Consider the following 22,536-nt stretch of genomic DNA (forward strand, 5'->3'; position numbering starts at 1 on the left):
CTTATGCACGCCGCCGAGCAGACCTTTGACCGGGTTGCGTCCCACCGGAAGCGGTGGTGCGGCGCCCGGTCGTCGGGCAAGGATTCCCGCCGCTGGTGACCACCACGGCGGTACGAACAGAAAGGGGCCCCTGCGCGGCCGCGTCCCTGCCGGTGCGAACCGGCAGACGCGCCCGGGGGCGGAGGAGACACATGTCGAACGCGGAAACACCCGCCGAGCACGCCGGCGGGAATCCCGCCACACCCACGGGCGGCCCGCTGGCCGACCTGCCCGCCCGGATCCGGGTGCACGCGCTGGCCAAGCTGCTCGAATCGCACAGCAGGGACATCCTCGCGAAGCTGGCGGAGCTGGGCGAAAGCGTCCGCAGCGCGCAGTCGAGCGTGACCAGGGAAGTGGCGCTCAAGGTCGCCGAGGCGTTCGCGCCCGCCGAGAGCGAGCAGCCCGCCGAGCCGGCCACGACCGGTCCGGACCAGGCCGGCTCGGACCAGCCGGCCGCTCCGGACACCGCCGGCCAGGGCGCCGCCGAACGCGCCCCCGCCCGGCAGCGCGCCGGCCGGGGCAGCGCCGGCCAGCCGTTCGCCCAGCAGGCCGCCGGCGAAGCCACCGAGCAGGCGCCCGAGGCCGAGAAGCCGCGGCCGCGGCAGAAGACCCGCGCGCACCTGCCGGTGTTCGCCGCGCCGTCGCCGGTCTTCCTGCCGCCGGAGCCCGCGGAACTCGCGGCCAAGCCCGCCCGCAAGCCGGTCGACCCGTTCGCGGAGCCGCCGGCGCGGCCCGAGCCCGAGGTGGCCGAGGAAGAGGCCGAGGACACGACACCGGCCACCGACGCCGGGGCCGACGAGGACGAGGACGGCGGCAGCCGCCGTCGCCGCCGCCGTGGCCGTCGCGGCCGTGGCCGTGGCAAGGGCGCCGACGGCGGCGACGAGACCTCCGAGAACGAGGACGACCAGGCCGAGGAGCAGCCGCGCCGCAAGGGCCGCGGCGGGGACGAAAAGGCCGAAGCGGACACCGAAGAGGCGGAGGACGCCGCTGAGTCTCCGGAGTCCGAAAGCGACGCCGACGAGGGCGAAGGCGGCAGCCGCCGTCGCCGCCGCCGTCGTCGCCGCAAGGGCTCGGACGGCGAAGACGCCGAGGCCACCGACGACCCGCCCAACACCGTCACGCACGTCCGCCAGGCGAAGGCCGAGCAGCCCGAGCGCCCGGCGCGCGACGAGGTGCGCAGCGTCCGCGGGTCGACCCGCCTGGAGGCCAAGCGCCAGCGCCGCCGCGACGGCCGCGAGGCGGGCCGCCGCCGCGCCCCGATCCTGTCCGAGGCCGAGTTCCTGGCCCGGCGCGAGTCGGTCGAGCGCACGATGGTCGTCGTCGAGCACGGCGACTCCACCCAGATCGCGGTGCTCGAGGATGGCGTCCTCGTCGAGCACTTCGTGACCCAGTCGGGGTCCGGCTCGATCGTCGGCAACGTCTACCTCGGCCGCGTCCAGAACGTGCTGCCCAGCATGGAGGCCGCGTTCATCGACATCGGCCGCGGCCGCAACGCCGTGCTCTACGCCGGCGAGGTCGACTGGGACGCCGCCGGCCTGGAGGGCAAGGCCCGCAAGATCGAGCAGGCGCTGTCCACCGGCGACTCGGTGCTGGTCCAGGTCACGAAGGACCCGGTCGGGCACAAGGGCGCCCGGCTGACCACGCAGATCTCGCTGCCCGGCCGCTTCCTGGTCTACGTGCCCGCGGGCGGCGCCACCGGCATCTCCCGCAAGCTGCCGGAGAACGAGCGCCGCCGGCTCAAGGACATCCTCAAGCGGATCGTCCCGGAGGACGCGGGCGTGATCATCCGCACCGCCTCCGAGGGCATCGGCGAGGAGGAGCTGGGCCGCGACGTCGACCGCCTGAAGGCGCAGTGGGACGTCATCAAGGAGAAGGCCGCCGCCGGTTCCGGCAAGAAGGGCGGCGCGCCGACCATGCTCTACGAAGAGCCGGACCTGCTGGTCAAGGTCGTGCGCGACCTCTTCACCGAGGACTTCACCAAGCTGGAGATCCAGGGCAACCGGTCCTGGGAGACCATCAACGGCTACGTCAGCCACGTCGCGCCGGAGCTGACCGACCGGCTCAAGCGCTACACCGGCACCGGCGACGCGTTCGCCGACCACCGGATCGATGAGCAGATCACCAAGGCCCTCGACCGGAAGGTCTGGCTGCCTTCGGGCGGCTACCTGGTCATCGACCGCACCGAGGCGATGACGGTGATCGACGTCAACACCGGCAAGTTCACCGGATCGGGTGGCAACCTCGAGGAGACGGTGACCCGCAACAACCTGGAGTCGGCGGAGGAGATCGTCCGCCAGCTCCGGCTGCGGGACATCGGCGGCATCATCGTCATCGACTTCATCGACATGGTGCTCGAGTCCAACCGCGAGCTGGTGCTGCGCCGCCTGACCGAGTGCCTCGGCCGCGACCGCACGCGCCACCAGGTCGCCGAGGTCACCTCGCTCGGCCTGGTGCAGATGACCCGCAAGAAGATCGGCACCGGCCTGCTGGAGGCGTTCTCGACGCCGTGCGAGCACTGCAAGGGCCGGGGCGTGATCGTCTCGACCGAGCCGCAGCGCGCGGGCGGCGGTGGCGGCGGTGGCCACAACCACGGCGGGAACGCCAACGGCGGCAACGGCGGTGGCGGCGGGGAGAAGAGCTCCCGCCGGTCGCGGGGCCGCGGCAAGGGCGAGGAGGCCGCGGCGAAGGAGCCGGCCGAAGCCGCCAAGGCAGAGGTCCACGCCGTCCCGACGCCGGAGCAGCGCGAGTCGATCGCGTCGGCGGTGGCGGCGATGGCGAACGCGTCGAAGGCCGCCAAGGAGCACGACCACGGCGCGCTGAACGGCAACGGGCCCGCCCGGGAGGTCGCGGACGTCCCGGCGACCACGGAGGCGGACGAGACGCCGGTGGCGGCCGAGCCGCCCGCCGAGCCCGCCCAGGAGGTCGCCGGCACCCCGGTGACCACCGAGGCGGACGAGGTGCCGGTGCCGCAGGAGGAGGAGCCCGAGGTCGAGCAGTCCCCGGCGCCGGAACCGGCGGAAGAGCCGGTCACCGCGGCGGCGGAGCCCGCCGAGCCGGTCGCCGACCCCGAGGTCAGCGTGCCCGAACCGGCCGTGCGCTCCACCCGGCGCCGTCCGCGCCGGGCGGCGTCGCGGCCGGCGGGCCCGCCGGTGCACGCCTCCGACCAGAGCCAGTGAACGACTAGGGGACCCCGGTGGTGACGCACCGGGGCACCCCACGTAACCTGTAGTACGGCCTGCCACCAGAGCAGGTCGCCTGCGCGAGTCCAGGACCGCCCGTTCCACCAGGTGGGCCGATCGCGCGGAGCCCCCACCCATTGTCGAGTAATGCAGGAGACTTCCGTGTCGGCGTACGCGATCGTCAAGACCGGCGGCAAGCAGTACAAGGTGGCCGTCGGCGACGTCGTCGAGGTCGAGAAGCTCGAGGGCGAGCCGGGCACCGAGCACATCCTCCCCGCCGTTTTGTACGTCGACGGTGGCGATGTCACCACGGACGCCGACGCGCTGGCGAAGGTCTCGGTCACCGGCAAGGTCGTCGAGCAGACCAAGGGTCCGAAGATCCGGATCCACAAGTTCAAGAACAAGACGGGCTACCACAAGCGCCAGGGTCACCGGCAGAAGCTGACCCGCGTCGAGGTCACCGCCATCTCGCTGTAAGAACTTTTCCGGATCTTAGTAAGAAAGAGGACTGAGCTATGGCTCACAAGAAGGGTGCATCCAGCTCCCGCAACGGTCGTGACTCGAACGCGCAGCGCCTCGGCGTCAAGCGCTACGGCGGCCAGGAAGTCAACGCCGGCGAGATCCTGATCCGCCAGCGCGGCACCAAGTTCCACCCCGGCGTCAACGTCGGCCGTGGCGGCGACGACACGCTGTTCGCCCTGGCCGCCGGTGCGGTCCAGTTCGGCGAGAAGCGCGGCCGCAAGACGGTCAACATCGTGCCGTCGGAAGCCTGATTCGGCTTCTGTCTAGACCTCTGACGAGGGGTGGGGCCGGAATATCCGGCGCCACCCCTCGTTTGTTTGTCAGTACCCTTTTCGTTGAGTGAAGTGAGGCAGAGTCATGGCGTCCCGGTTCGTGGACCGCGCGGTCATCCACCTGACCGCCGGTGACGGGGGCAACGGCTGTGCCTCGGTGCACCGCGAGAAGTTCAAGCCCCTCGGCGGCCCCGACGGCGGCAACGGCGGCAACGGCGGTGACGTCCTGCTGGTCGTCGACCCCAACGTGCACACCCTGCTCGACTTCCACTTCCGGCCGCACGCCAAGGCCGGCAGCGGCAAGATGGGCCAGGGCGGCAACCGCGCGGGCGCGGCGGGGGAGACGCTGGTGATGAAGGTGCCGTCCGGCACCGTCGTGTTCACCGAGGACGGCGAGATGGTCGCCGACCTGATCGGCCCCGGCACCACGTTCGTCGCCGCGCAGGGCGGCCGCGGTGGCCTCGGCAATGCCGCGCTGGCGTCGAAGGCGCGCAAGGCGCCCGGGTTCGCGCTGCTGGGCGAGCCGGGCGAAAGCCGCGACCTGACGCTGGAGCTGCGGTCGGTCGCCGACGTCGGCCTGCTCGGGTTCCCGTCCGCGGGCAAGTCGTCGCTGATCTCGGTGCTGTCCGCGGCCAAGCCGAAGATCGCCGACTACCCGTTCACCACGCTGGTGCCGAACCTCGGCGTCATCACCGGCGGCGACACGGTGTTCACGATGGCCGACGTGCCCGGCCTCATCCCCGGCGCGTCCGAGGGCAAGGGCCTGGGCCTGGACTTCCTCCGCCACATCGAGCGCTGCGCGGTGCTGGTGCACGTCGTCGACTGCGCGACACTGGAGCCCGGCCGCGATCCACTGTCCGATGTGGACGCTCTGGAGGCGGAGCTCGCGAAGTACACGCCGAGTCTCGGCGGAAAGCTCGAAGAACGGCCGCGCGTGGTCGTCCTCAACAAGATCGACGTCCCGGAGGCCGCCGAGCTCGCCGAGTTCGTCCGCCCCGACTTCGAGGCCCGCGGCCTGCAGGTGTTCGAGGTTTCGACGGCGTCGCGCAAGGGGTTGCGCGAGCTGACGTTCGCGCTGGCCTCGATCGTCGAGAAGTACCGCGAGGCACAGCCGGTGCTGGAGCCGGAGAAGATCGTCCTGCGGCCGCTCGCCGTCGACGACTCGGGCTTCACCGTCAGCCTCGACCCCGAGGAAGAGGGCGCGTTCGTCGTCCGCGGCGCACGGCCGGAGCGGTGGATCCGCCAGACCGACTTCGCCAACGACGAGGCCGTCGGCTACCTCGCCGACCGGCTCAACCGCCTCGGCGTCGAGGACGAGCTGGCGAAGCTCGGCGCGCAGCCCGGGAGCCCGGTCACGATCGGCGACGTCCAGTTCGAATGGGAGCCGTCGACGCCTTCGGTGGCGGTGCACCTGTCCGGGCGCGGCACCGACGTCCGGCTGGAGCGCACCGACCGGATCGGCGCGGCCGAGCGCAAGGAGGCCCGCCGGATCCGGCGCGCGGGCTCCGGCGAGGACGACGACCTGGACCTCGACGCGTGAGCGGCACTCGCGAAGCGATCGCTGCCGCGCGCCGGTTGGTGGTCAAGGTCGGCTCGTCGGCGCTGACGACGGCGGGCAGCGGGCTCGACGTGGCCCGCCTGGACGCGCTGGTGGACGCGATCGCCGAGCGCGTCGCCCGCGAAACGCAGATCGTGCTGGTGTCCTCGGGTGCGATCGGCGCCGGCCTGGCCCCGCTCTCGCTGGGCAAGCGGCCGCGCGACCTGGCGACGCAGCAGGCGGCGGCGAGCGTCGGCCAGCTGGCGCTGGCGCACGCGTACGCCGAGTCGTTCGGGCGGTACTCGCTGACGGTCGGCCAGGTCCTGCTGACCTCCGACGACGTCGTCCGCCGGTCGCACTACCGCAACGCCCAGCGGACGTTTTCGCGGCTGCTGGCGCTGGGCGCGGTCCCAGTGGTCAACGAGAACGACACGGTGGCGACCGAGGAAATCCGCTTCGGCGACAACGACCGCCTGGCGGCCCTGGTGGCCCACCTGATCGGCGCGGACGCGCTGCTCCTGCTGTCCGATGTGGACGGTCTGTACGACGGCGACCCCCGCAGCGGCGCGACCCGCAAGCTGACCGAGGTCCTCTCGGAGTCCGATGTGGACGGCATTTCGGTCGGCATGTCCAGCTCGGGCCTCGGCACGGGCGGCATGGTGTCCAAACTGGCGGCCGCCCGCACGGCGGCGGGCGCGGGCATCCCGGTCCTGCTGGCCGCAGCTTCGGAAGCCTCGGCGGCGCTGACCTCGGCGTCCCCGGGCACGGCGTTCGCCCCGGCGGACACCCGCCTGTCGGCCCGCAGGTTCTGGCTGGGCTACGCGGCGGACACGACGGGCAAGCTCCGCCTCGACGACGGCGCGGTGACGGCGGTGGTCCGCCGCCGCCGGTCCCTGCTGGCGGCGGGCATCACGGGCATCGACGGCGAGTTCCAGGCCGGCGACGTGGTCGACCTGGTGGACGCGAAGGACCGCCCGGTGGCCCGCGGAGTGGTCGCCTTCGACGCAACCGAGCTCCCGGACCTGATCGGTCGCTCAACACCGGAACTCCCGGAGGAGCAACGGAGAGAGGTCGTCCACGCCGACGACCTCGTCCCCCTCCGCCGCTGACCCCGGCGTGCGCCAAGGGGAATCACCTGTGATCAGCCGGGCATCACCCGTGCGCCAAGGGGAATCACCCGTGATTCCCGAGGCATCACCGTGATGCCCCTCCAATCACGCGTGTCGCCCCTCCAATCACGTGTGATGCCCTTCCAATCACGCTTGATGCCCCTTCGAGCACGGTGAGGCCCGGCGGTCGGCGCTCTCGGGGGCTCAGCCCAGGGAGACCAGGCGGGCGCCGCCGTCGGCCTCCAGGACCGTTCCCGTCAGGTTCCGGTTCGTCGCCGCCAGCGTCACCACCTCTGCCACGTCGTCCGCCGTCGCCACCCGGCGGGCCGGGATCGAAGCCGCCGTCTGCGCGAAGAACCCTTCGCGCATCTCCGCCGGGAAGCCGCTCCACCACGCCGTGTCGACCACGCCCGGCGACACCGCGTTCACCCGCCGCGGCGCCAGCTCCACCGCCAGCGGCTTGACCAGCGCTTCGATCGCCGCGTTCAGCGCCCCGATCCCCGCCGTGCCCGCCATCGCCGCCCGGGCCGTGATCGCGCTGAGCAGCGTGATCGACCCGTCCGCGGCCAGGTGCGGCAGCACCGCCTGGATCGTCGTCAGGTGCGCCCAGAATTTCGCGTCGAACGCCCGCCGCAGCACCGCGAGGTCCAGCGCGTCGATCGGCCCCATCCCTTCGGCGCCGGACAGGCTCACCACCAGCACGTCGACCGTCCCCAGCGTCCCGGCCAGCGCAGCCATCGCCTCGGCGTCGCCGCCGTCGGCCTGGTGCCCGGTCAGCTCCGGGTCGCTCGAAGCGACGTCGTCGAGGCGCTCCTTGCCGCGTCCGGTGACGTGGACGTCGTACCCGCGCTGCTGCAGCCGTCGCGCGGTCGCCAGGCCGATGCCCGAGGTGCCGCCGGCCACGAGAGCGATGCTCATGTCTTGTTCCCCATTTCGAACCGGTACGTCTCGTTTCGAATTCGACGCTACCATCGGATCCCATGACCGACCAGTCCCGCCCCGGCCGCAAGCGCAGCGAGCACAGCCGGCTGGCGATCCTCGCCGCAACGCTCGACCTCGTCGCGGAGGCCGGCTACGGCGCTCTGACCATCGAGGGCATCGCGGCGCGTTCGGGCGTCGGCAAGCAGACGATCTACCGCTGGTGGCCGTCGAAGGCCGACGTCCTCCTCGACGCGCTCGCGACGAAGGCCGACCTGCAGATCCCGATCCCCGACGCGGGCTCGTTCCGCGCCGACCTCGGGCACTTCCTGGACAGCACGTTCGAGCTGGGGGACAAGAACCAGGTCTCGGACACGCTGCGGGCGCTGATGGCGCAGGCGCAGCTCGACCCGGAGTTCGGCAAGCGGTTCCGCGAAGACTTCCTGTACCGCCGCCGCGAAGCACTGGGCACGCTCGTCGACCGCGCCCGCGAGCGCGGCGAACTGCCCGCGGGCGTCGCTCCCGGCACGGTCATCGACGTCGTCTTCGGCACGCTCTGGTACCGGCTCCTCGCGACGCGGGAGCCGATCGGCCGCGGCCTGGCCGGTGAACTGGTGACGCTACTGGCGGATCACGGTGCCTCGACCGCCGAAATCCGGTAGCGGGCCACCGACGCGTCGAGGATCCGCGCCGCCTGCTCGCCCGACGGCCCGGACCCGCGGAACCGCTCGAGGTCCGCATCGGACTCCCAGCGCTCGTACACCGTGATCCGGCCGGGGTCGAGCAGGTCGGCGCCCAGCGCGTACTCCAGGCACCCGGGCGCCTCCCGCGCGAGCCGGACGGCTTCGGCGCAGCTGTCGAGGTAGGCGGCCCGGTCTTCGGGAGCCACGGCGAGCCAGCCGGCGACGATGATCACGACGCGATCCGGTCCGCTTTGATCGTGAGCAGCAGCCGAGTCTGGTCGCGGCCGCCCCACCACGGGTACGGGCCGCCGAGGTAGCGCTGCGCCAGCTCCTCGATGTGCTCGACCGCGCCGTCCTCGGTCATGTCGACGACCTGCCCGCGGACCGCGTAGTAGCGCGACGGCCGTTCGCGGTCGGCGACGTTCAGCGCCACCCGCGGGTCACGCGCGATGTTGCGCTGCTTCTGGTGGCCCAGCACGGTGTTGACGAGGATGTGCGTGCCGTCGGTGTCCACCCAGGTCTGGGTGAGCTGCGGCGAGCCATCGGGCATCAGCGTCGACAGGAAGCAGAGGCTGGGGCCGCGCAGCAGCGCGAGCAGGTCGCCGGGCAGTTCCACAGTGGTCTCCCGCTAGAGCTGGTCGGGCGCTTCGATGCCGAGCAGGGAAAGCCCGAGCGCAAGCGTGTTCGACGTCAGCGTAGTCAACCTCAGCCGTGACGCGCGCAGCGACGGCGAAGGCGCCTTCAGGACCGGACAATCGTCGTAGAACCGGGAAAACGCCACGGCCGTTTCGTAGAGATACGTACACAGCTTGTGCGGCGCGTACGCACTGGTTGCGGCCTTCACCGCTTCGCCCAACCTGAGCAGCTTCAGGGCCAACGCTCGTTCCGCGGGCGCCTCCAGCAGGATCCCCGCGCCGTCGGGCACCCCGCCCGCCTTCTGGAGGATCGACTGCGTCCGCGCGTGCGCGTACTGCAGGTACACCGACGTGTTGCCCTCCTTGGCCAGCATCCGATCCCACGCGAAGACGTAGTCGCGTTCGCGATCACCGGACAGGTCCGCGTACTTGACCGCGCCGATGCCCACCGCCCGGGCGACCTCGGCCTGGCCCGCGGCGTCGAGCTCACTGCGTTCGGCGACGACCGCGGCGGCCTGCGTCACGGCTTCGGTGAGCAGGTCGGCCAGCTTGACGGTCTCGCCGGCCCGGGTCCGCATGGCCTTGCCGTCCGCGCCCAGCACCGTGCCGAAGCCGATGTGCTCGGCGTGCCCGGTCAGCCAGCCCGCCGCGCGGCAGGCGGCGAACACCATCGCGAAGTGCTGCGCCTGGGGCGCCCCGACGACGTAGAGCAGGTCGGTCGCGCCACGCTCCGACGTCCAGTACCGGACGGTCGCCAGATCCGTGGCGGCATACCCGTAACCGCCGTCGCGCTTGCGGACGATCAGCGGCAAGCGGTCGCCCTCGCGGTTGCGGAACCCTTCGGGAAACACGCAGATCGCGCCGTCGCTGACTTCGGTCAGCCCGGCCTTCTCGAGGTCGTCGACCACGGCGGCGAGGTACAGATTGTAGAAGCTTTCGCCGTAGATGTCGTTGTCGGTCAGGGAAATCCCGAGCAGTGCGTAGACCGCGTTGAAGTGCCGGGTCGACTCGTCGACGAGTTCCTGCCAGACGGCGAGGGTGTCTTCGTCCCCGCTCTGCAGCTTGACGACGCGGGTGCGCGCCCGCGTCGCGAACGCCTCGTCGCTGTCGAACTTCTGCCGCGCTTCGCGGTAGAAGGCGTCGAGGTCGGCGATCGTGCGTTGCCCGGCGGAGACGTCGAGGAGGTGCTCGATGAGCATGCCGAACGGCGTGCCCCAGTCGCCGAGGTGGTTGTGCGGCAGCACTTCGTGCCCGGCGAACCGCAGCAGGCGGGCGAGCGCGTCGCCGATCACGGACGAGCGCAGGTGCCCGGCGTGCATTTCCTTGGCCACGTTCGGGCTGCTGTAGTCGAGCGCGATCCGCCGCGGCGCGGCGGTTTCCGGCACGCCCAGACGCGGATCGCCGAGCAGCGCGCCGGTGCGCGCCTCCAGCCATTCCTTGCACAGCACGAAGTTCAGGAAGCCCGGCCCGGCGACCTCGGGCGGATCGGCGATCCCGCCGAGCTCCAGCGCCCCGGCGATCAGCCCGGCGACCTCGCGCGGCGGCCGGCCGAGCTGCTTGCCGAGGCTCATCGCGAGGTTGGCCTGGAAGTCGACGCCGTCGCGTGGTGACGCCTGGACCAGCGCCTGCTCCGGCGTCAGGTCGACATCGAGTGCCCGGCCGGCGGCGGTCACCACGCGGCGCGCCAGCTCCTCGGTAACGTCGGCGGTCTGCTGCACGGTGTCCCTCCTTCGGCTCAGGTCTGGAAGCCCGCAGCGTAGCGAGCGTGACCGGCCGGTGACGAAGGGTTTACCGCAGCTTGCTGCCCTTGGTCTCCGGCAGCGTGAGGATGACGGCGAACGCGATCGCGGCCCCCGCGGCGACGTACCAGAAGTAGAGCGTCTGCGACACCGTCCCGAACAGGGTGATGAGCAGGGGAGCGGTGCCGCCGAAGATCGCGACGGTCAGGTTGTACCAGGCCCCGATGCCCAGCCCGCGCAGCTCGGTGGGGAACAGCTCGCTCATGATGGCCGGCGCGATCGACGTCATGGCGGTGTACAGCCCGAGCCCGACGCAGAACACCACGAGCAGCCCGCCGACGTTCGGGCCGATCAAAGTGGACAGCGGCACGACGACCACCGCGGTGGCCCCGGACCAGACCAGCAGCTGCGGCTTCCGCCCGGCCCGGTCGGCGAGCGCGCCCATCGGGTACTGCAGCGCGATGAACAACGCCGTCCCGACCGACAGCGCGAGGAAGACGGCGTCCGCGTCCGCGTGCCGGTTCTTCACCGCGAAGGAGGTGAGCGCGCTGAAGAACGTGTAGTAGCAGAGGGTCGACAGCATCGTGAAGCCGACGAGCCTGCCGACGGCCTTCGGGTGGTGGGTCAGCGTGGTCAGCAGCGGCCGTTCGATCTTGCGCGCCTTGGTCTTGGTCTGCTCGAACAGCTCGGTCTCGGCGAGGCTGCGGCGCAGCCACAGCCCGACCAGGCCGAAGACGCCGCCGAGCAGGAACGGCAGCCGCCAGCCCCACGACACGAGCTGCGCCTTGTCCAGCGTCCGGGCCAGCACGAACCCGAGCACGGTCGCGACCAGCACCGCCGACCCGGTCGAGATGTAGAAGAACGCCGAGTACCGGCCGCGCCGCTCCGGCGGCGCGATCTCGCCCAGGTAGGCCGACGCGTTCGACACCTCGCCGCCCAGCGACAGCCCCTGTGCGACGCGCGCGAGCAGCAGCAGGATCGGCGCGAGCCACCCGACCTGCGCGAACGTCGGCAGCAGCCCGATCGCCACCGACCCGCCCGCCATGAGCAGGATGGTGAGGATCATGGCCGGCTTCCGGCCGCGCGTGTCCGCGAACCGCCCGAGCAGCACCCCGCCCAGCGGGCGGAAGAAGAACGCGAGCGCGTAGGTCGCGAACGTGTTGATCAGGGCGAGCGTGTCGTTCCCGGCGGGGAAGAACGCACTGGCGAAGTAGATGCTGAACGTCGCGTAGATCGTCCAGTCGAACCACTCCAGCGCGTTCCCGGCGCTCGCCGCGAACAGCTTGCGCACCGGCAGCCGGTGGCGCTGCGGCACCTGGACGGCGGAATCGGTCATGGCGGCCTCCACGTCCCCCGAAGGTGGAACGGGACTTTGCCACATCCGTTCGCGGTGCGAAAGATCCTGACTGCCCGGTTTCCTGGTCTCCTCCCCTCAGGCCGTGCTGGCCAGTGCGAACGGCAGGACTGCGGGTGCGCCGGCCCGGCGCAGCAGCCGTGCGGCCAGCGTCATCGTCCAGCCGGTGTCGATGACGTCGTCCACCAGCAGCACCGGCCCGGACGGCAGCACACCCGCGAGGTCGGCCGGCATGCTCAACCGCCGCCACAGGTCGGCCAGCCGCTGCGCGCTGTTCGCCTGTCGCGGGGGCGGCCCCTCGGCGTCGAGCGCGCCGAGGAACTCCAGCCTGCCGATCTCGGCCAGGCGCGTCGCCAGGCTGTACACCAGCTGCGGCCGCGTCTCCGACGGGACGGCGACCACCGCGACCGGCCGTTGCGCCCACTGCCACCCGGCCAGCACCTGTACGCACGCCTTGAACACCGAGTCCGGCACCTCGGCGTCCACCGCCTGCGGGCCGACGAGCTCCCGCAGCCGGTTGCCCCAGCCGACGTCGGTGAGCCGCCCGAGCACCTGGCCCGGCTCGGCCTGGTCGTCGGCCGAGATCCGGCCGGACACCGGAACGTCCAAAGAGGACATCCCGGTGGGCCACTGCTTCCGCGGCGCCACTTCGACGCCGGGCCGTTGCAGCCGCTCCCGGGTCGCGTCGACGACCTCGTCGGCCACCGTCGTGTCCCAGTGCTGTCCGGTGCAGTTGTCGCACCGGCCGCACGGCACCGCCTCGGGATCGTCGAGCTGGCGCCGCAGGTACTCCATCCGGCAGCCCCCGGTCGCGAGGTAGCCGAGCATCGCCTCCTGCTCGCGGTCACGGGCCTGCGCGACCCGCTGGTACCGCCCGCGGTCGTACTGCCAGTCTTCGCCCGTGCTCGTCCAGCCGCCCTTGACCCGCCGGACCGCGCCGTCGACGTCCAGCACCTTGAGCACCATTTCCAGCCGTGACCGGGAAAGCTCGACCGACGGTTCGAGCGCGGCCGTCGACAGGGGACGGTCGGCGTAGGAGAGGGTGTTCAGCACCTGCGTCACCCGCAGCTCGTCCGGGAAGGCCAGCGACCCGAAGTACGCCCAGATCGCCTTGTCCTCCTCGCCGGGCAGCAGGACGACCTCGGCGCGCTCCACGCCACGCCCGGCGCGGCCGACCTGCTGGTAGTACGCGATCGGCGACGACGGCGCGCCGAGGTGCACCACGAACCCGAGGTCCGGCTTGTCGAACCCCATGCCCAGCGCGGACGTCGCGACCAGGGCCTTGACCCGGTTGCCGAGCAGGTCGTCCTCGGCCGCCTGCCGGTCGGCCGGGTCCGTCTTGCCGGTGTAGGCCGCCACCGGGTAGCCGCGGTCCTTCAGCAGCGACGCGACGTCGTGCGCCGCCGCCACGGTCAGGCAGTAGATGATTCCGGAACCGGGCAGCTCGGCCAGGTGCTCCGCGAGCCAGGCCAGGCGCGCCTGCGACGTCGGCAGCCGGCATACCGACAGCCTCAGGCTCTCCCGGTCGAGGCTGCCGCGCAGCACCAGCGTGTCCGCGCCGGTGCCGAGGCCCAGTTGCTCGGCGACGTCGGTGACCACGCGGTCGTTCGCGGTCGCCGTCGTCGCCAGCACCGGCACGCCGTCCGGGAGATCGCCCAGCAGTGTGCGCAGCCGCCGGTAGTCCGGCCGGAAGTCGTGGCCCCAGTCCGAAATGCAGTGTGCCTCGTCGACCACCAGCAGGCCGGTGCTCGCGGTCAGCTTGGGCAGCACGTTGTCGCGGAAGTCCGGGTTGTTCAGCCGTTCCGGGCTGACCAGCAGGACGTCCACCTCGCCGGCCGCGACCGACGCCTGGACCTGGTCCCATTCCTGCGGGTTCGCGGAGTTCATCGTCGCCGCGTGGATCCCGGCCCGCGCCGCCGCCGAGATCTGGTTGCGCATCAGGGCGAGCAGCGGCGAGACGATGACCGTCGGGCCGCTGCCCTGTTCCCGCAGCAACGCCGTGGCCAGGAAGTACACCGCCGACTTGCCCCACCCGGTGCGTTGCACGACCAGCGCGCGGCGCCGCTGCGCGACCAGGGCCTCGATGGCCGTCCACTGGTCTTCGCGCAGCTTCGCCGAGTCGCCGGCCAGGGCCCGGAGGAGGGTCTCGGCTCGGTCGCGGAGGGCTGAGGCGGTGCTGGTCGTGTCCACGTCCCCACGTCTACCCCATGACACCGACAGATCGGGAATCGGAACCGTCGCGAACGGAGCGTTCGCGACCGATACGGGCCGTAATGTGAGCTAGATCACTCAATTGTGGGCAGCGTGGCGAAGAGCACCGGGCCGCGCGGGCGCCGGCTGTATAGGCTCTCCGGTCATGTCACCACGGCGGATCGGGGTCATGGGCGGCACCTTCGACCCCGTGCACCACGGCCACCTCGTCGCGGCCAGCGAGGTCCAGTCCCGGTTCGGGCTCGACGAGGTGATCTTCGTCCCCACCGGGCAGCCGTGGCAGAAGACCGACCGCGAAGTGACCAAGGCCGAGGACCGCTACCTGATGACGGTGATCGCGACCGCGTCGAACCCGGTCTTCTCGGTCAGCCGCGTCGACATCGACCGCGGCGGCCAGACCTACACCGTCGACACCTTGCGCGACCTGCACGCCGAGTACCCCGAAGACGAGCTCTTCTTCATCACCGGCGCCGACGCGCTCGAACAGATCCTGACCTGGCACAAGGCCGACGAGCTGTTCGACTTCGCGCACTTCATCGGCGTCACCCGGCCCGGCTACCGGCTCAACTCGCACCACCTGCCCAGCGGAAAGGTCAGCCTCGTCGAGGTCACCGCGATGGCCATTTCGTCCACCGGCTGCCGCGACCGGGTCGAGCGCGGGGAGCCCGTCTGGTACCTCGTTCCCGACGGCGTCGTCCGCTACATCGCCAAGAAGGACCTGTACCGGAAGAGCGACTGAACGGCCGCTCGGGCCTGCGGGTACCCTTCTCGGGCGAACCCGATCCGGAAAAGGAGCACCGTGGCAGCCACGTCCGAGGCTCGAGAGCTGGCCGTAGCGGCCGCCCACGCGGCGGCGGACAAGAAGGCCAGCGACGTCGTCGTGCTGGACGTGTCCGAACAGCTCGTCATCACCGACGCCTTCGTCATCGCCTCCGCGTCCAACGAGCGCCTGGTCGGCGCGATCGTGGACAACGTCGAGGAAAAACTGCGGGAGAGCGGCCACAAGCCGGTCCGCCGCGAAGGCGCCCGCGAAGGGCGGTGGGTGCTGCTCGACTACGTCGACGTCGTCGTGCACGTCCAGCACGTCGAAGAGCGCACGTTCTACGGCCTCGAGCGGCTCTGGAAGGACTGCCCGCGCATCGAGGTGGCCGGACTCGAGGAGCCACCCGCCGACGAGGACCCGGACGTCCCGTGAGCCCGCGGCGGCTGGTGCTCTGGCGTCACGGCGAGACGGACTACAACGCCGCCGGGCGGATGCAGGGTCACCTGGACTCCGCGCTGACCCCGCGCGGCTGGAACCAGGCCCGGTTCGCGGTGCCCGCGCTGGCCCGCTTCTCCCCGGACCTCGTCATCGCCTCCGACCTGCGCCGCGCCACCGACACCGCCACCGTGCTCACCGACGCCATCGGCGTTCCCCTGCGGATCGACAAGCGGCTGCGCGAGACGCACCTCGGCGAGTGGCAGGGACTCACCGGCGAGGAGGTCGACAAGGCCTACCCCGGTGAACGCGACCGCTGGCGCACCGACGCGACCTGGGCACCGCCGGGCGGCGAGAACCGCGTCGACGTCGCCGACCGCGCGAGCGAAGTCGTCGCCGACCTGCAGCAGGCCAACTCCGACGCGGGCGAGACCGTGCTGCTGGCCGCGCACGGCGGGCTGATCATCGCGCTCACCGCGCGGCTGCTGAACCTGCCGGTCGCGATCTGGCCGTCGCTCGGCGGCATCTCGAACTGCCACTGGGTCGAGCTGGGCCGCCGCGACGGGAAGTGGCGGCTGAACGCCTACAACGCGGGGATGCACGGCTAGCCGATGGGGCCGCGCCTGCTGGTGTTCGGCGATTCGCTGAGCTTTCACGGTCCCGAAGGACCCTGCGCCGCGGACGAGCCGCGGCTGTGGCCGAACGTCGCGGCCGCCGCGCTCGGTGGCTCCGCCGACCTGGTCGCCGGCATCGGCTGGAACGCCCGGGACGCCTGGTGGTCGCTGACCGGCGACCCGCGCGTCTGGGCCGACCTGCACCACGTCGACGCCGTGGTGTTCGCGATCGGCAGCATGGACACGCTGCCCTCGCCGCTGCCGACCTACCTGCGCACCGGGCTGCGCTACCTGCGGCCCGACCCGGTGCGGCGCGTCGTCCGCAAGGCGTATCTCGCGGCGCAACCGCGGCTTTCGGTCGCTTTCCGCGGCCGGCCCGCGGTGCTGCCGGCCAAACTCACCGTCCAGTACCTCGACACCGCCGTGGGCGCGCTGCGCGTCCTGCGGCCCGGGCTGCCGATCTTCGGCATGCTGCCGTCGGTGCACCGCGCGGCGGCCTACGGCGGCGTGCACACCGCGCGCCCGGCCGCGGCGGCCGCGATGGCGGCGTGGGGTGCCCGGGCCGGGGTTCCGCTGCTGGACCTCGAAGCCGTCGTGGGCGAGCACGTGCTCAGCGGCGCGGGCAACCCGGACGGCATGCACTGGGGCTGGCCGGGACACGCCGCGGTGGGCGAGGCGATGTCCGTGTTGATCGCGCCGGTGCTGGCCTCCCGGCACGTAGGCTGACGGCGTGTCGGTCGCCGTAGTCACGGATTCCACCGCCCACCTGCCGGAGGGCTTCGCCGAACGGCACGCGGTCCGGGTGGTGCCGCTGCACGTCCTGGTCGACGGCGTGGTTTCGCTGGACGGCGTCGAGACCGGGCCGGCGGCGGTCGCGGAGGCGATGAAGCAGCGGAAGATCGTCACGACCTCGCGGCCGACCCCCACCGAGTTCGCGGAGGAGTACCGAGCGGCGTTCGCGGACGGCGCGGACGCGATCGTGTCGGTGCACCTGTCCCGCGAGCTGTCGGGCACCTGGGAAGCGGCGGTGCTGGCGGCCCAGGAAGTGGGGCCGGACCGGGTCCGCGTCGTGGATTCGCGGACCACCGCGATGGGCCTCGGGTTCGCCGCGCTGCACGCCGCTTCGGCCGCCTCCGCCGGAGCTTCGGCGGCCGCCGTCGAGGCCGCCGCGGTGACCGCGGCCGGCTGCTCGTCGACGTTGTTCGTCGTGGAAACGCTCGACCACCTGCGCCGCGGCGGCCGGATCGGCCCGGCGGCGGCGCTGCTCGGCACGGCGCTGGCGGTCAAACCGGTGCTGCACATGTCCGACGGCCGGATCCTGCCGCTGGAGAAGGTCCGCACGATGAACCGGGCGATCGCGCGGCTGGTCGAGCTGGCCGCCGCGGCCGCGGATGACCACGACGTCGAGCTCGCCGTCCACCACCTCGCGTCGCCGGAACGGGCGGTCGAACTGGCGAACCGGCTGGAAGAGGCCGTGCCGCGCTCGGCGGGCTGCGTGGTCTCCGAGCTGGGCGCGGTGATCGGGGCGCACACCGGGCCGGGGGTGCTGGGCGTGGTCGTCCAGCGCACGGTCCCGCCGGGGAACGGGCGCGCCGAACCCGCCAGCATGCCACCCGGGTACGACGAAAACGCCTGATCCCGGCGCCGGCCCCGGGAATCCGTCCACAACACCCCGGTTGTCCACAGGTCGCGGCGGCACCCCTGTCGGACGCTCCCCGCGGGCCCTAACGTCGATCGTGTGTTCGAGCAGACCGCCCGGGATCCGGGCCCTCCCGTCAACGACCGGCTCTCCTGGCTGGCCGACCAGCTCTCGCCCGACGAGAGCACGGTCGGGCCCGGCGGCCGGCTGCTCCGGCGCTGGCTGCCGGGCGGCCCGGCCGGCCCCGCGCGCCGCCGATGGGCGCTGGCCGGCGTCCTCGCGGCGGTCGTGGTGATCGTCCTCGGCGCGGTCGCACTCGCCGGCGGCAGCCCGCCGCCCGAGCCCCCGCCCGCACTGCCGAGCGCGAAACCGGCGGCGGAGGCACGCTCGGCGCCGCCCGCCGGTCTCGTGGTCAGCGTGATCGGCCGCGTCCGCTCGCCGGGCTTGATCACGGTCCCCCAGGGCGCGCGGGTGGCGGACGTGCTGCGCGCAGCGGGCGGCCCCGAGCCGGGAGCGGACCTCGGCCCGCTGAACCTGGCCCGCAAGGTAGCGGACGGCGAGCAGCTGGCGGTCGGCGTCCCGCCACCCGCCGCGGCCCCCGGCGCCCCGTCGGGCCCCGGCAAGGTCGACCTGAACACGGCCACCCCGGACCAGCTGGACACGCTCCCCGGCGTCGGCGAGGTGACGGCCAAGCGGATAGTCCAGTGGCGCACCGACCACGGCGGTTTCGCGAAGGTCGAGCAACTGCGCGATGTCGACGGGATAGGAGAAAGCAAGTTCGAACGCCTGCGAGAGCAGGTGACGGTCGGATGAGCACCTTGCCACGTCGCCGGCGCCGGTCAGGGCGCCCTGCTTCCGGGCGGGTCGCCGATCTCCGGGCCGGTCGCTGCGGTCGGCGGGAGATTGTTGCCTGGTTCCGGTCCGTCGGGTCGGCCGATCGCCGGGCCTTCTCCTGCAGTCCCGCAACCCGCTCGGTTGCCCGGCGCGAGTCCGATCACCGCCACAAGCAGGTGGTGGCCGGATGAGCACCCTCCCCGTGGTCGACACCCGGCAGGACATGCGCCTGGTCCCGGCCGCACTGGCCTGCTGGCTCGCCGCCCTGACCGGCCTCCTGCTCGGCTGGTGGGCAGCCCTCGCGACCGGCCTCACATCGGCCGCGCTCGCCGCGCTGGTGCTCTGGCGAGTCCGCGACCGCCCCCGGGCCCGCAGTGCGGCAGCGGCCCTCCTGACGCTGGGACTGCTCGCCGCCGGACCGGTCGCATGGCGGATCCGCGACGCGCAGCAGGACGAACTCCGCGCCGTCGCCGCCGAAGGGCTGCCCGCAACGTTGCGGGTCGCCGTCGCCGAACGACCGAAGCCCGTGCGCAGCGCCGGGTACGCCGACCGGCAGGCCGGCGCCCGGTCGGTCGTGCTCGCGGCCGACGTGCTCACGGCGTCGGCCGACGGACGGCCGGTCCCGTCGTCCGGGCGCGTCCTGCTGCTGGCGCCGGTCGCGCAGTGGGCTTCACTGCTGCCAGGCAAAGAAGTGGCCGTGACGGGCCTGCTGATGCCGCCACGCGGCTCCGACCTGACCGTCGCGGTGCTGTCCGTGCGCGGACCGCCGGGCGAACCCGGCCCGGCGCCGTGGTGGCAGCGGGCGGCGGCCGGGCTGCGCACCGGTCTGCACGACCTGTGCCAGGTCCTGCCCGACGAACCCGCGGGCCTGCTGCCGGGGCTCGTGCTGGGTGACACGAGCGCGCTGTCGCCGCGCGTCGAGCAGGAGTTCGTCACCGCGGGCCTCGCGCACCTCACCGCGGTCAGCGGCGGGAACCTCGCGGTCGTCTGCGGGGCGGTGCTGCTCCTCCTACGGCTGCTCCGCCTCGGGCCCCGGTTGTCGGCGACGGCCGCCGGCGCGTGCCTGGCCGGCTTCCTCGTCCTGGTCGGCCCGGAGCCGAGCGTGCTCCGGGCGGGCGTCATGGCGGCCGTGGCGTTGCTGGCTCTGGCGCTGGGACGGCGGGGGTCGGCGCTGCCCGCGCTCGCGTTCGCGGTGTGCCTGCTGGTGGTGGCGGATCCGGCGATGGCCACGGACTTCGGGTTCGCGCTGTCGGTCTGCGCCACCGCCGGGCTCGTCCTGCTCGCGCCCCGCTGGGCCGGTGCGCTGGTCCGCCGCGGGGTCCCGCCGGGCTTCGCGGACGGGCTGGCGATCCCGCTGGCGGCCTTCCTCGTCACGGCGCCCGTGCTCGCCGGTATGGCGGGCTCGGTGAGCCTGGTTTCGGTGTTGGCCAACATCCTCGCCGCGCCCGTGGTGGCTCCGGCGACGGTGCTCGGCGTGCTCGCGACGCTCACCGGACCGTGGTGGCCGGGCGCCGGGAAGGTCCTGGTGCACCTGGCCGATCCCGAGGCCCGGTGGCTGATCACCGTGGCCCGGCACGGCGCACGGGCCCCGGGCGCGGTCATCACCTGGCCCGGCGGCTGGCTGGGCGGGCTCCTCGCCGCCGCCGTCCTCGGCGTGCTGGTGCTCGCGGCCCGGCACCGGCGGGTGCGGGTGCTCATGGCGGTGCTCGTCGTCGGGGCATTGCTGGTGTTCGTGCCGGTGAAGGTGCTGGCCCCGGGCTGGCCACCGCGGAACTGGGCGGCGGTCGAGTGCGACGTCGGTCAGGGTGACGCGGTCGTGCTGGCGACCGCGTCGCCCGGCCGCGCGGTCGTGGTCGACACCGGACCCGAGCCGGGCCCGGTCGACGAGTGCCTGAACCGGCTCGGCGTCGACCGGATCCCGCTGCTGGTGCTGAGCCACCTGCACGCCGACCACATCGGCGGCCTCACGTCGGTCTTCGACGGCCGGGCGGTGGGCGGAATCGCCGTCGGACCGGGCCGCGCGCCGGAGTGGGCGTGGCGGCAGGTCGCCGCGGAGGCCGCCCGGCAGGCGGTGCCGCTGGTGGAACTGAGCCCGGGGGAGCGGCTGGAGTGGCCCGGCCTGTCCCTGGACGTGCTCGGCCCGCGGTACGTGCCGTCGCACTCGCCCGGGCAGCAGGACGGCACCACGATCAACAACAGTTCCGTGGTGCTGCGCGCGGACACCCCGGCGGGCCGGATCCTGCTGACCGGCGACGTCGAGCTGGCGGCGCAGGCGGACCTGCTGGCGGACATCGGCGACTTGAGAGCGGAGGTGCTGAAGGTCCCCCACCACGGCTCGAGGTACTCACTGCCGTCGTTCCTCGCGGCGGTGGCACCCCGGGTGGCCATGGTCAGCGTGGGCGCGGGCAACACCTACGGTCATCCGAACAAGTCCACATTGGACACTTTGGCCGCGCTCGGCGCCCGGGTGACCCGCACCGACGTCGACGGCGACACCGCGGTGGTCGCCGGAGCGGCCATCGCCCGCCGCGGCGAGCCCCGTGGCCCGCCGAGGCGCTGAGTGGCCGGGGCGGGCCACCGCCCGCCCCGGCCGGCAGCTCAGTAGCCGAGGGCCTCGTTCACCGCGGCGGCCGACGGCGGCAGCGTCGCCTTCGGGCCGACGTGGTTCTCGATCGCGTCCAGGGTCTTGAGGCCGTCGCCGGTGATGAGGAGGACCGTCTCCGCGTCCGGGTCCAGCTTGCCCGTCTCGACCAGCTTCTTCGCCGTGGCGACCGTGACCCCGCCTGCCGTCTCGGTGAAGATGCCCTCGGTGCGGGCCAGCAGGCGGATGCCCTCGACGACCTCTTCGTCGGACACGTCCTCGATCGCGCCGCCGGTGCGGTTGACGATGTCGAGCACGTACGGGCCGTCGGCCGGGTTGCCGATCGCCAGCGAACGGGCGATGGTGTCCGGCTTCACCGGCTGGACCACGTCGTGGCCTTCGCGGAAGGCCGCCGACACCGGCGAGCAGCCGGTCGCCTGGGCGCCGAAGACCTTGTACGGGCTGGCTTCCACCAGGCCGAGCTGGCCCAGCTCGCGGAAACCCTTGTCCACCTTGGTCAGCTGCGAACCGGAGGCGATCGGGACGACGATCTGCGGCGGGATGCGCCAGCCGAGCTGCTCGGCGACCTCGAAGGCCAGCGTCTTCGAGCCTTCCGAGTAGTACGGCCGGACGTTCACGTTGACGAACGCCCACTTCGGGTGCTCGCCCGCGAGCTCGGTGGCGAGGCGGTTGACGTCGTCGTAGTTGCCGTCGATGGCGAGGAGGTCGCCGTCGTACACCGCGGTGGTGAGGATCTTGGCGCGCTCGAGGGTCTTGGGGATCAGCACGACCGACCGCCAGCCGGCGCGGGCCGCGGCGGCGGCCGTCGCGTTGGCCAGGTTGCCGGTCGACGGACACGCGAGCACCTCGAACCCGAACTCGCGGGCGGCGGCCAGAGCGACCGCAACAACGCGGTCCTTGAACGAGTGCGTCGGGTTTCCGGTGTCGTCCTTGACCCACACGCGCTTGAGGCCGAGTTCCTTGGCGAGGCGGTCGGCGCGGACCAGGCGGGTCGCGCCGGGCTCGGTGTTCGGGATCTCTTCGACGTTGGACGGAACCGGGAGGAGCTTCTTGTAGCGCCAGATGTTCTTGGGGCCCGCCTCGATGTCCTCGCGGCGGACGCGACCGAAGTCGTAGGCGACCTCGAGCGGCGAGAAGTCTTCGGCGGAAACGAACTCCGGGGCGAGCGGCTGCCGGTGGCCCTCTTCCTTCGACACCAGTTCGACGGCGGGACCGAGATCCGGGGTCTTCGTGGTGGAGGTCGTGCCGAGGGTTGCGGTCATCGCGAGGTTCCTTTCCTCATCTGCCCCGCCGAAGCGGGCCGGAATTGGCACCGTGGTCGTCAGCTACCCCGCGATCGCGGGATGACAGGCTGTACGCCGGTTGCCGGGGCTTCGTCGGGCCGTTCCCTCTGCCCCTCTGGATGAGCGGTATTCGGTTGTCGGAGCGCGCACACCGGATCTTCCGGGGCG

Annotated in this window: 20 protein-coding genes and 1 riboswitch; of the genes, 13 read left to right on the top strand and 7 right to left on the bottom strand. The window is 72.6% G+C overall.

Translation table 11 applies throughout. The annotated features are described in order from the left end of the window. Positions 1-191: 191 nt before the first annotated feature. The 5 genes from OO60_RS08900 to proB all read left to right on the top strand — a co-directional run bounded on the left by OO60_RS08900 (position 192) and on the right by proB (position 6,658). Positions 192-3,215, top strand: coding sequence for a translation initiation factor IF-2 N-terminal domain-containing protein (locus OO60_RS08900; RefSeq protein WP_033261172.1), 3,024 nt, complete (start codon positions 192-194; stop codon positions 3,213-3,215). A 165-nt stretch (positions 3,216-3,380) separates the two neighbouring features. Then, positions 3,381-3,695 (top strand): 50S ribosomal protein L21, encoded by a 315-nt coding sequence (rplU, locus tag OO60_RS08905; protein ID WP_003067132.1) that lies wholly within the window; start codon positions 3,381-3,383, stop codon positions 3,693-3,695. A 38-nt stretch (positions 3,696-3,733) separates the two neighbouring features. After that, the gene (rpmA, locus tag OO60_RS08910; protein WP_003067129.1) at positions 3,734-3,991 is read left to right on the top strand and encodes a 50S ribosomal protein L27; all 258 of its coding nucleotides are present in this window, start codon (positions 3,734-3,736) and stop codon (positions 3,989-3,991) included. Between the two features lie 106 nt (positions 3,992-4,097). After that, complete coding sequence (obgE, locus tag OO60_RS08915) at positions 4,098-5,552, top strand: GTPase ObgE (protein ID WP_003067127.1); 1,455 nt, start codon at positions 4,098-4,100, stop codon at positions 5,550-5,552. After that, positions 5,549-6,658: a glutamate 5-kinase gene (proB, locus tag OO60_RS08920; RefSeq protein WP_003067125.1), complete on the top strand. Its 1,110-nt coding sequence runs from the start codon at positions 5,549-5,551 to the stop codon at positions 6,656-6,658. Before obgE ends, proB begins: the two co-directional genes overlap by 4 nt. A gap of 204 nt (positions 6,659-6,862) precedes the next feature. On the opposite strand, the gene OO60_RS08925 is transcribed toward proB, so the two are convergent. Then, positions 6,863-7,576 (bottom strand): SDR family oxidoreductase, encoded by a 714-nt coding sequence (locus tag OO60_RS08925; RefSeq protein ID WP_003067123.1) that lies wholly within the window; start codon positions 7,574-7,576, stop codon positions 6,863-6,865. A 62-nt stretch (positions 7,577-7,638) separates the two neighbouring features. Here OO60_RS08925 and OO60_RS08930 point away from each other — a divergent pair, with 62 nt between their 5' ends. Continuing rightward, positions 7,639-8,238 (top strand): TetR/AcrR family transcriptional regulator, encoded by a 600-nt coding sequence (locus tag OO60_RS08930; RefSeq protein ID WP_003067120.1) that lies wholly within the window; start codon positions 7,639-7,641, stop codon positions 8,236-8,238. On the opposite strand, the gene OO60_RS08935 is transcribed toward OO60_RS08930, so the two are convergent. From OO60_RS08935 to OO60_RS08955, 5 genes are all read right to left on the bottom strand, one after another. Beyond that, the gene (locus OO60_RS08935) at positions 8,208-8,492 is read right to left on the bottom strand and encodes a putative quinol monooxygenase (RefSeq protein WP_003067119.1); all 285 of its coding nucleotides are present in this window, start codon (positions 8,490-8,492) and stop codon (positions 8,208-8,210) included. The genes OO60_RS08930 and OO60_RS08935 overlap by 31 nt on opposite strands. Continuing rightward, a complete protein-coding gene (locus OO60_RS08940; protein ID WP_003067118.1) occupies positions 8,489-8,875 on the bottom strand; it encodes a PPOX class F420-dependent oxidoreductase in 387 nt (128 codons plus the stop codon). The genes OO60_RS08935 and OO60_RS08940 overlap by 4 nt, the downstream gene beginning before the upstream one ends. A 12-nt stretch (positions 8,876-8,887) precedes the next feature. Then, positions 8,888-10,612 (bottom strand): arginine--tRNA ligase, encoded by a 1,725-nt coding sequence (gene argS, locus OO60_RS08945; protein WP_003067117.1) that lies wholly within the window; start codon positions 10,610-10,612, stop codon positions 8,888-8,890. Positions 10,613-10,682: 70 nt separating this feature from the next. Then, on the bottom strand, positions 10,683-11,969 hold the full coding sequence (locus tag OO60_RS08950) for an MFS transporter (RefSeq protein WP_033261173.1): 1,287 nt from the start codon (positions 11,967-11,969) through the stop codon (positions 10,683-10,685). Between the two features lie 96 nt (positions 11,970-12,065). Then, the gene (locus tag OO60_RS08955; protein ID WP_003067115.1) at positions 12,066-14,177 is read right to left on the bottom strand and encodes a RecQ family ATP-dependent DNA helicase; all 2,112 of its coding nucleotides are present in this window, start codon (positions 14,175-14,177) and stop codon (positions 12,066-12,068) included. 190 nt (positions 14,178-14,367) lie between these two features. Between OO60_RS08955 and nadD the strand changes: the two genes are divergently transcribed. The 7 genes from nadD (at position 14,368) to OO60_RS08990 (ending at position 21,043) form a co-directional block, all read left to right on the top strand. Next, a complete protein-coding gene (nadD, locus tag OO60_RS08960) occupies positions 14,368-14,937 on the top strand; it encodes a nicotinate-nucleotide adenylyltransferase (protein ID WP_003067114.1) in 570 nt (189 codons plus the stop codon). A gap of 60 nt (positions 14,938-14,997) precedes the next feature. Further along, complete coding sequence (gene rsfS, locus OO60_RS08965) at positions 14,998-15,393, top strand: ribosome silencing factor (RefSeq protein ID WP_003067112.1); 396 nt, start codon at positions 14,998-15,000, stop codon at positions 15,391-15,393. Continuing rightward, a complete protein-coding gene (locus OO60_RS08970) occupies positions 15,390-16,004 on the top strand; it encodes a histidine phosphatase family protein (protein WP_033261174.1) in 615 nt (204 codons plus the stop codon). Before rsfS ends, OO60_RS08970 begins: the two co-directional genes overlap by 4 nt. Positions 16,005-16,007: 3 nt before the next feature. Next, complete coding sequence (gene octT, locus OO60_RS08975) at positions 16,008-16,736, top strand: diglucosylglycerate octanoyltransferase (protein ID WP_003067099.1); 729 nt, start codon at positions 16,008-16,010, stop codon at positions 16,734-16,736. Positions 16,737-16,740: 4 nt separating this feature from the next. After that, positions 16,741-17,646, top strand: a complete 906-nt coding sequence (locus OO60_RS08980; RefSeq protein ID WP_003067097.1) for a DegV family protein — start codon at positions 16,741-16,743, stop codon at positions 17,644-17,646. Positions 17,647-17,748: 102 nt separating this feature from the next. Next, positions 17,749-18,462, top strand: coding sequence for a ComEA family DNA-binding protein (locus OO60_RS08985; RefSeq protein ID WP_033261175.1), 714 nt, complete (start codon positions 17,749-17,751; stop codon positions 18,460-18,462). 208 nt (positions 18,463-18,670) lie between these two features. Further along, positions 18,671-21,043, top strand: coding sequence for a ComEC/Rec2 family competence protein (locus tag OO60_RS08990; protein WP_033261176.1), 2,373 nt, complete (start codon positions 18,671-18,673; stop codon positions 21,041-21,043). 38 nt (positions 21,044-21,081) lie between these two features. On the opposite strand, the gene thrC is transcribed toward OO60_RS08990, so the two are convergent. Beyond that, positions 21,082-22,347, bottom strand: a complete 1,266-nt coding sequence (gene thrC, locus OO60_RS08995; RefSeq protein WP_033261177.1) for a threonine synthase — start codon at positions 22,345-22,347, stop codon at positions 21,082-21,084. 13 nt (positions 22,348-22,360) lie between these two features. Then, positions 22,361-22,494, bottom strand: a riboswitch (SAM riboswitch). Positions 22,495-22,536: the final 42 nt, after the last annotated feature.

The organism is Amycolatopsis vancoresmycina (genome assembly GCF_000716785.1).
Taxonomy (GTDB): Bacteria; Actinomycetota; Actinomycetes; order Mycobacteriales; family Pseudonocardiaceae; genus Amycolatopsis; species Amycolatopsis vancoresmycina.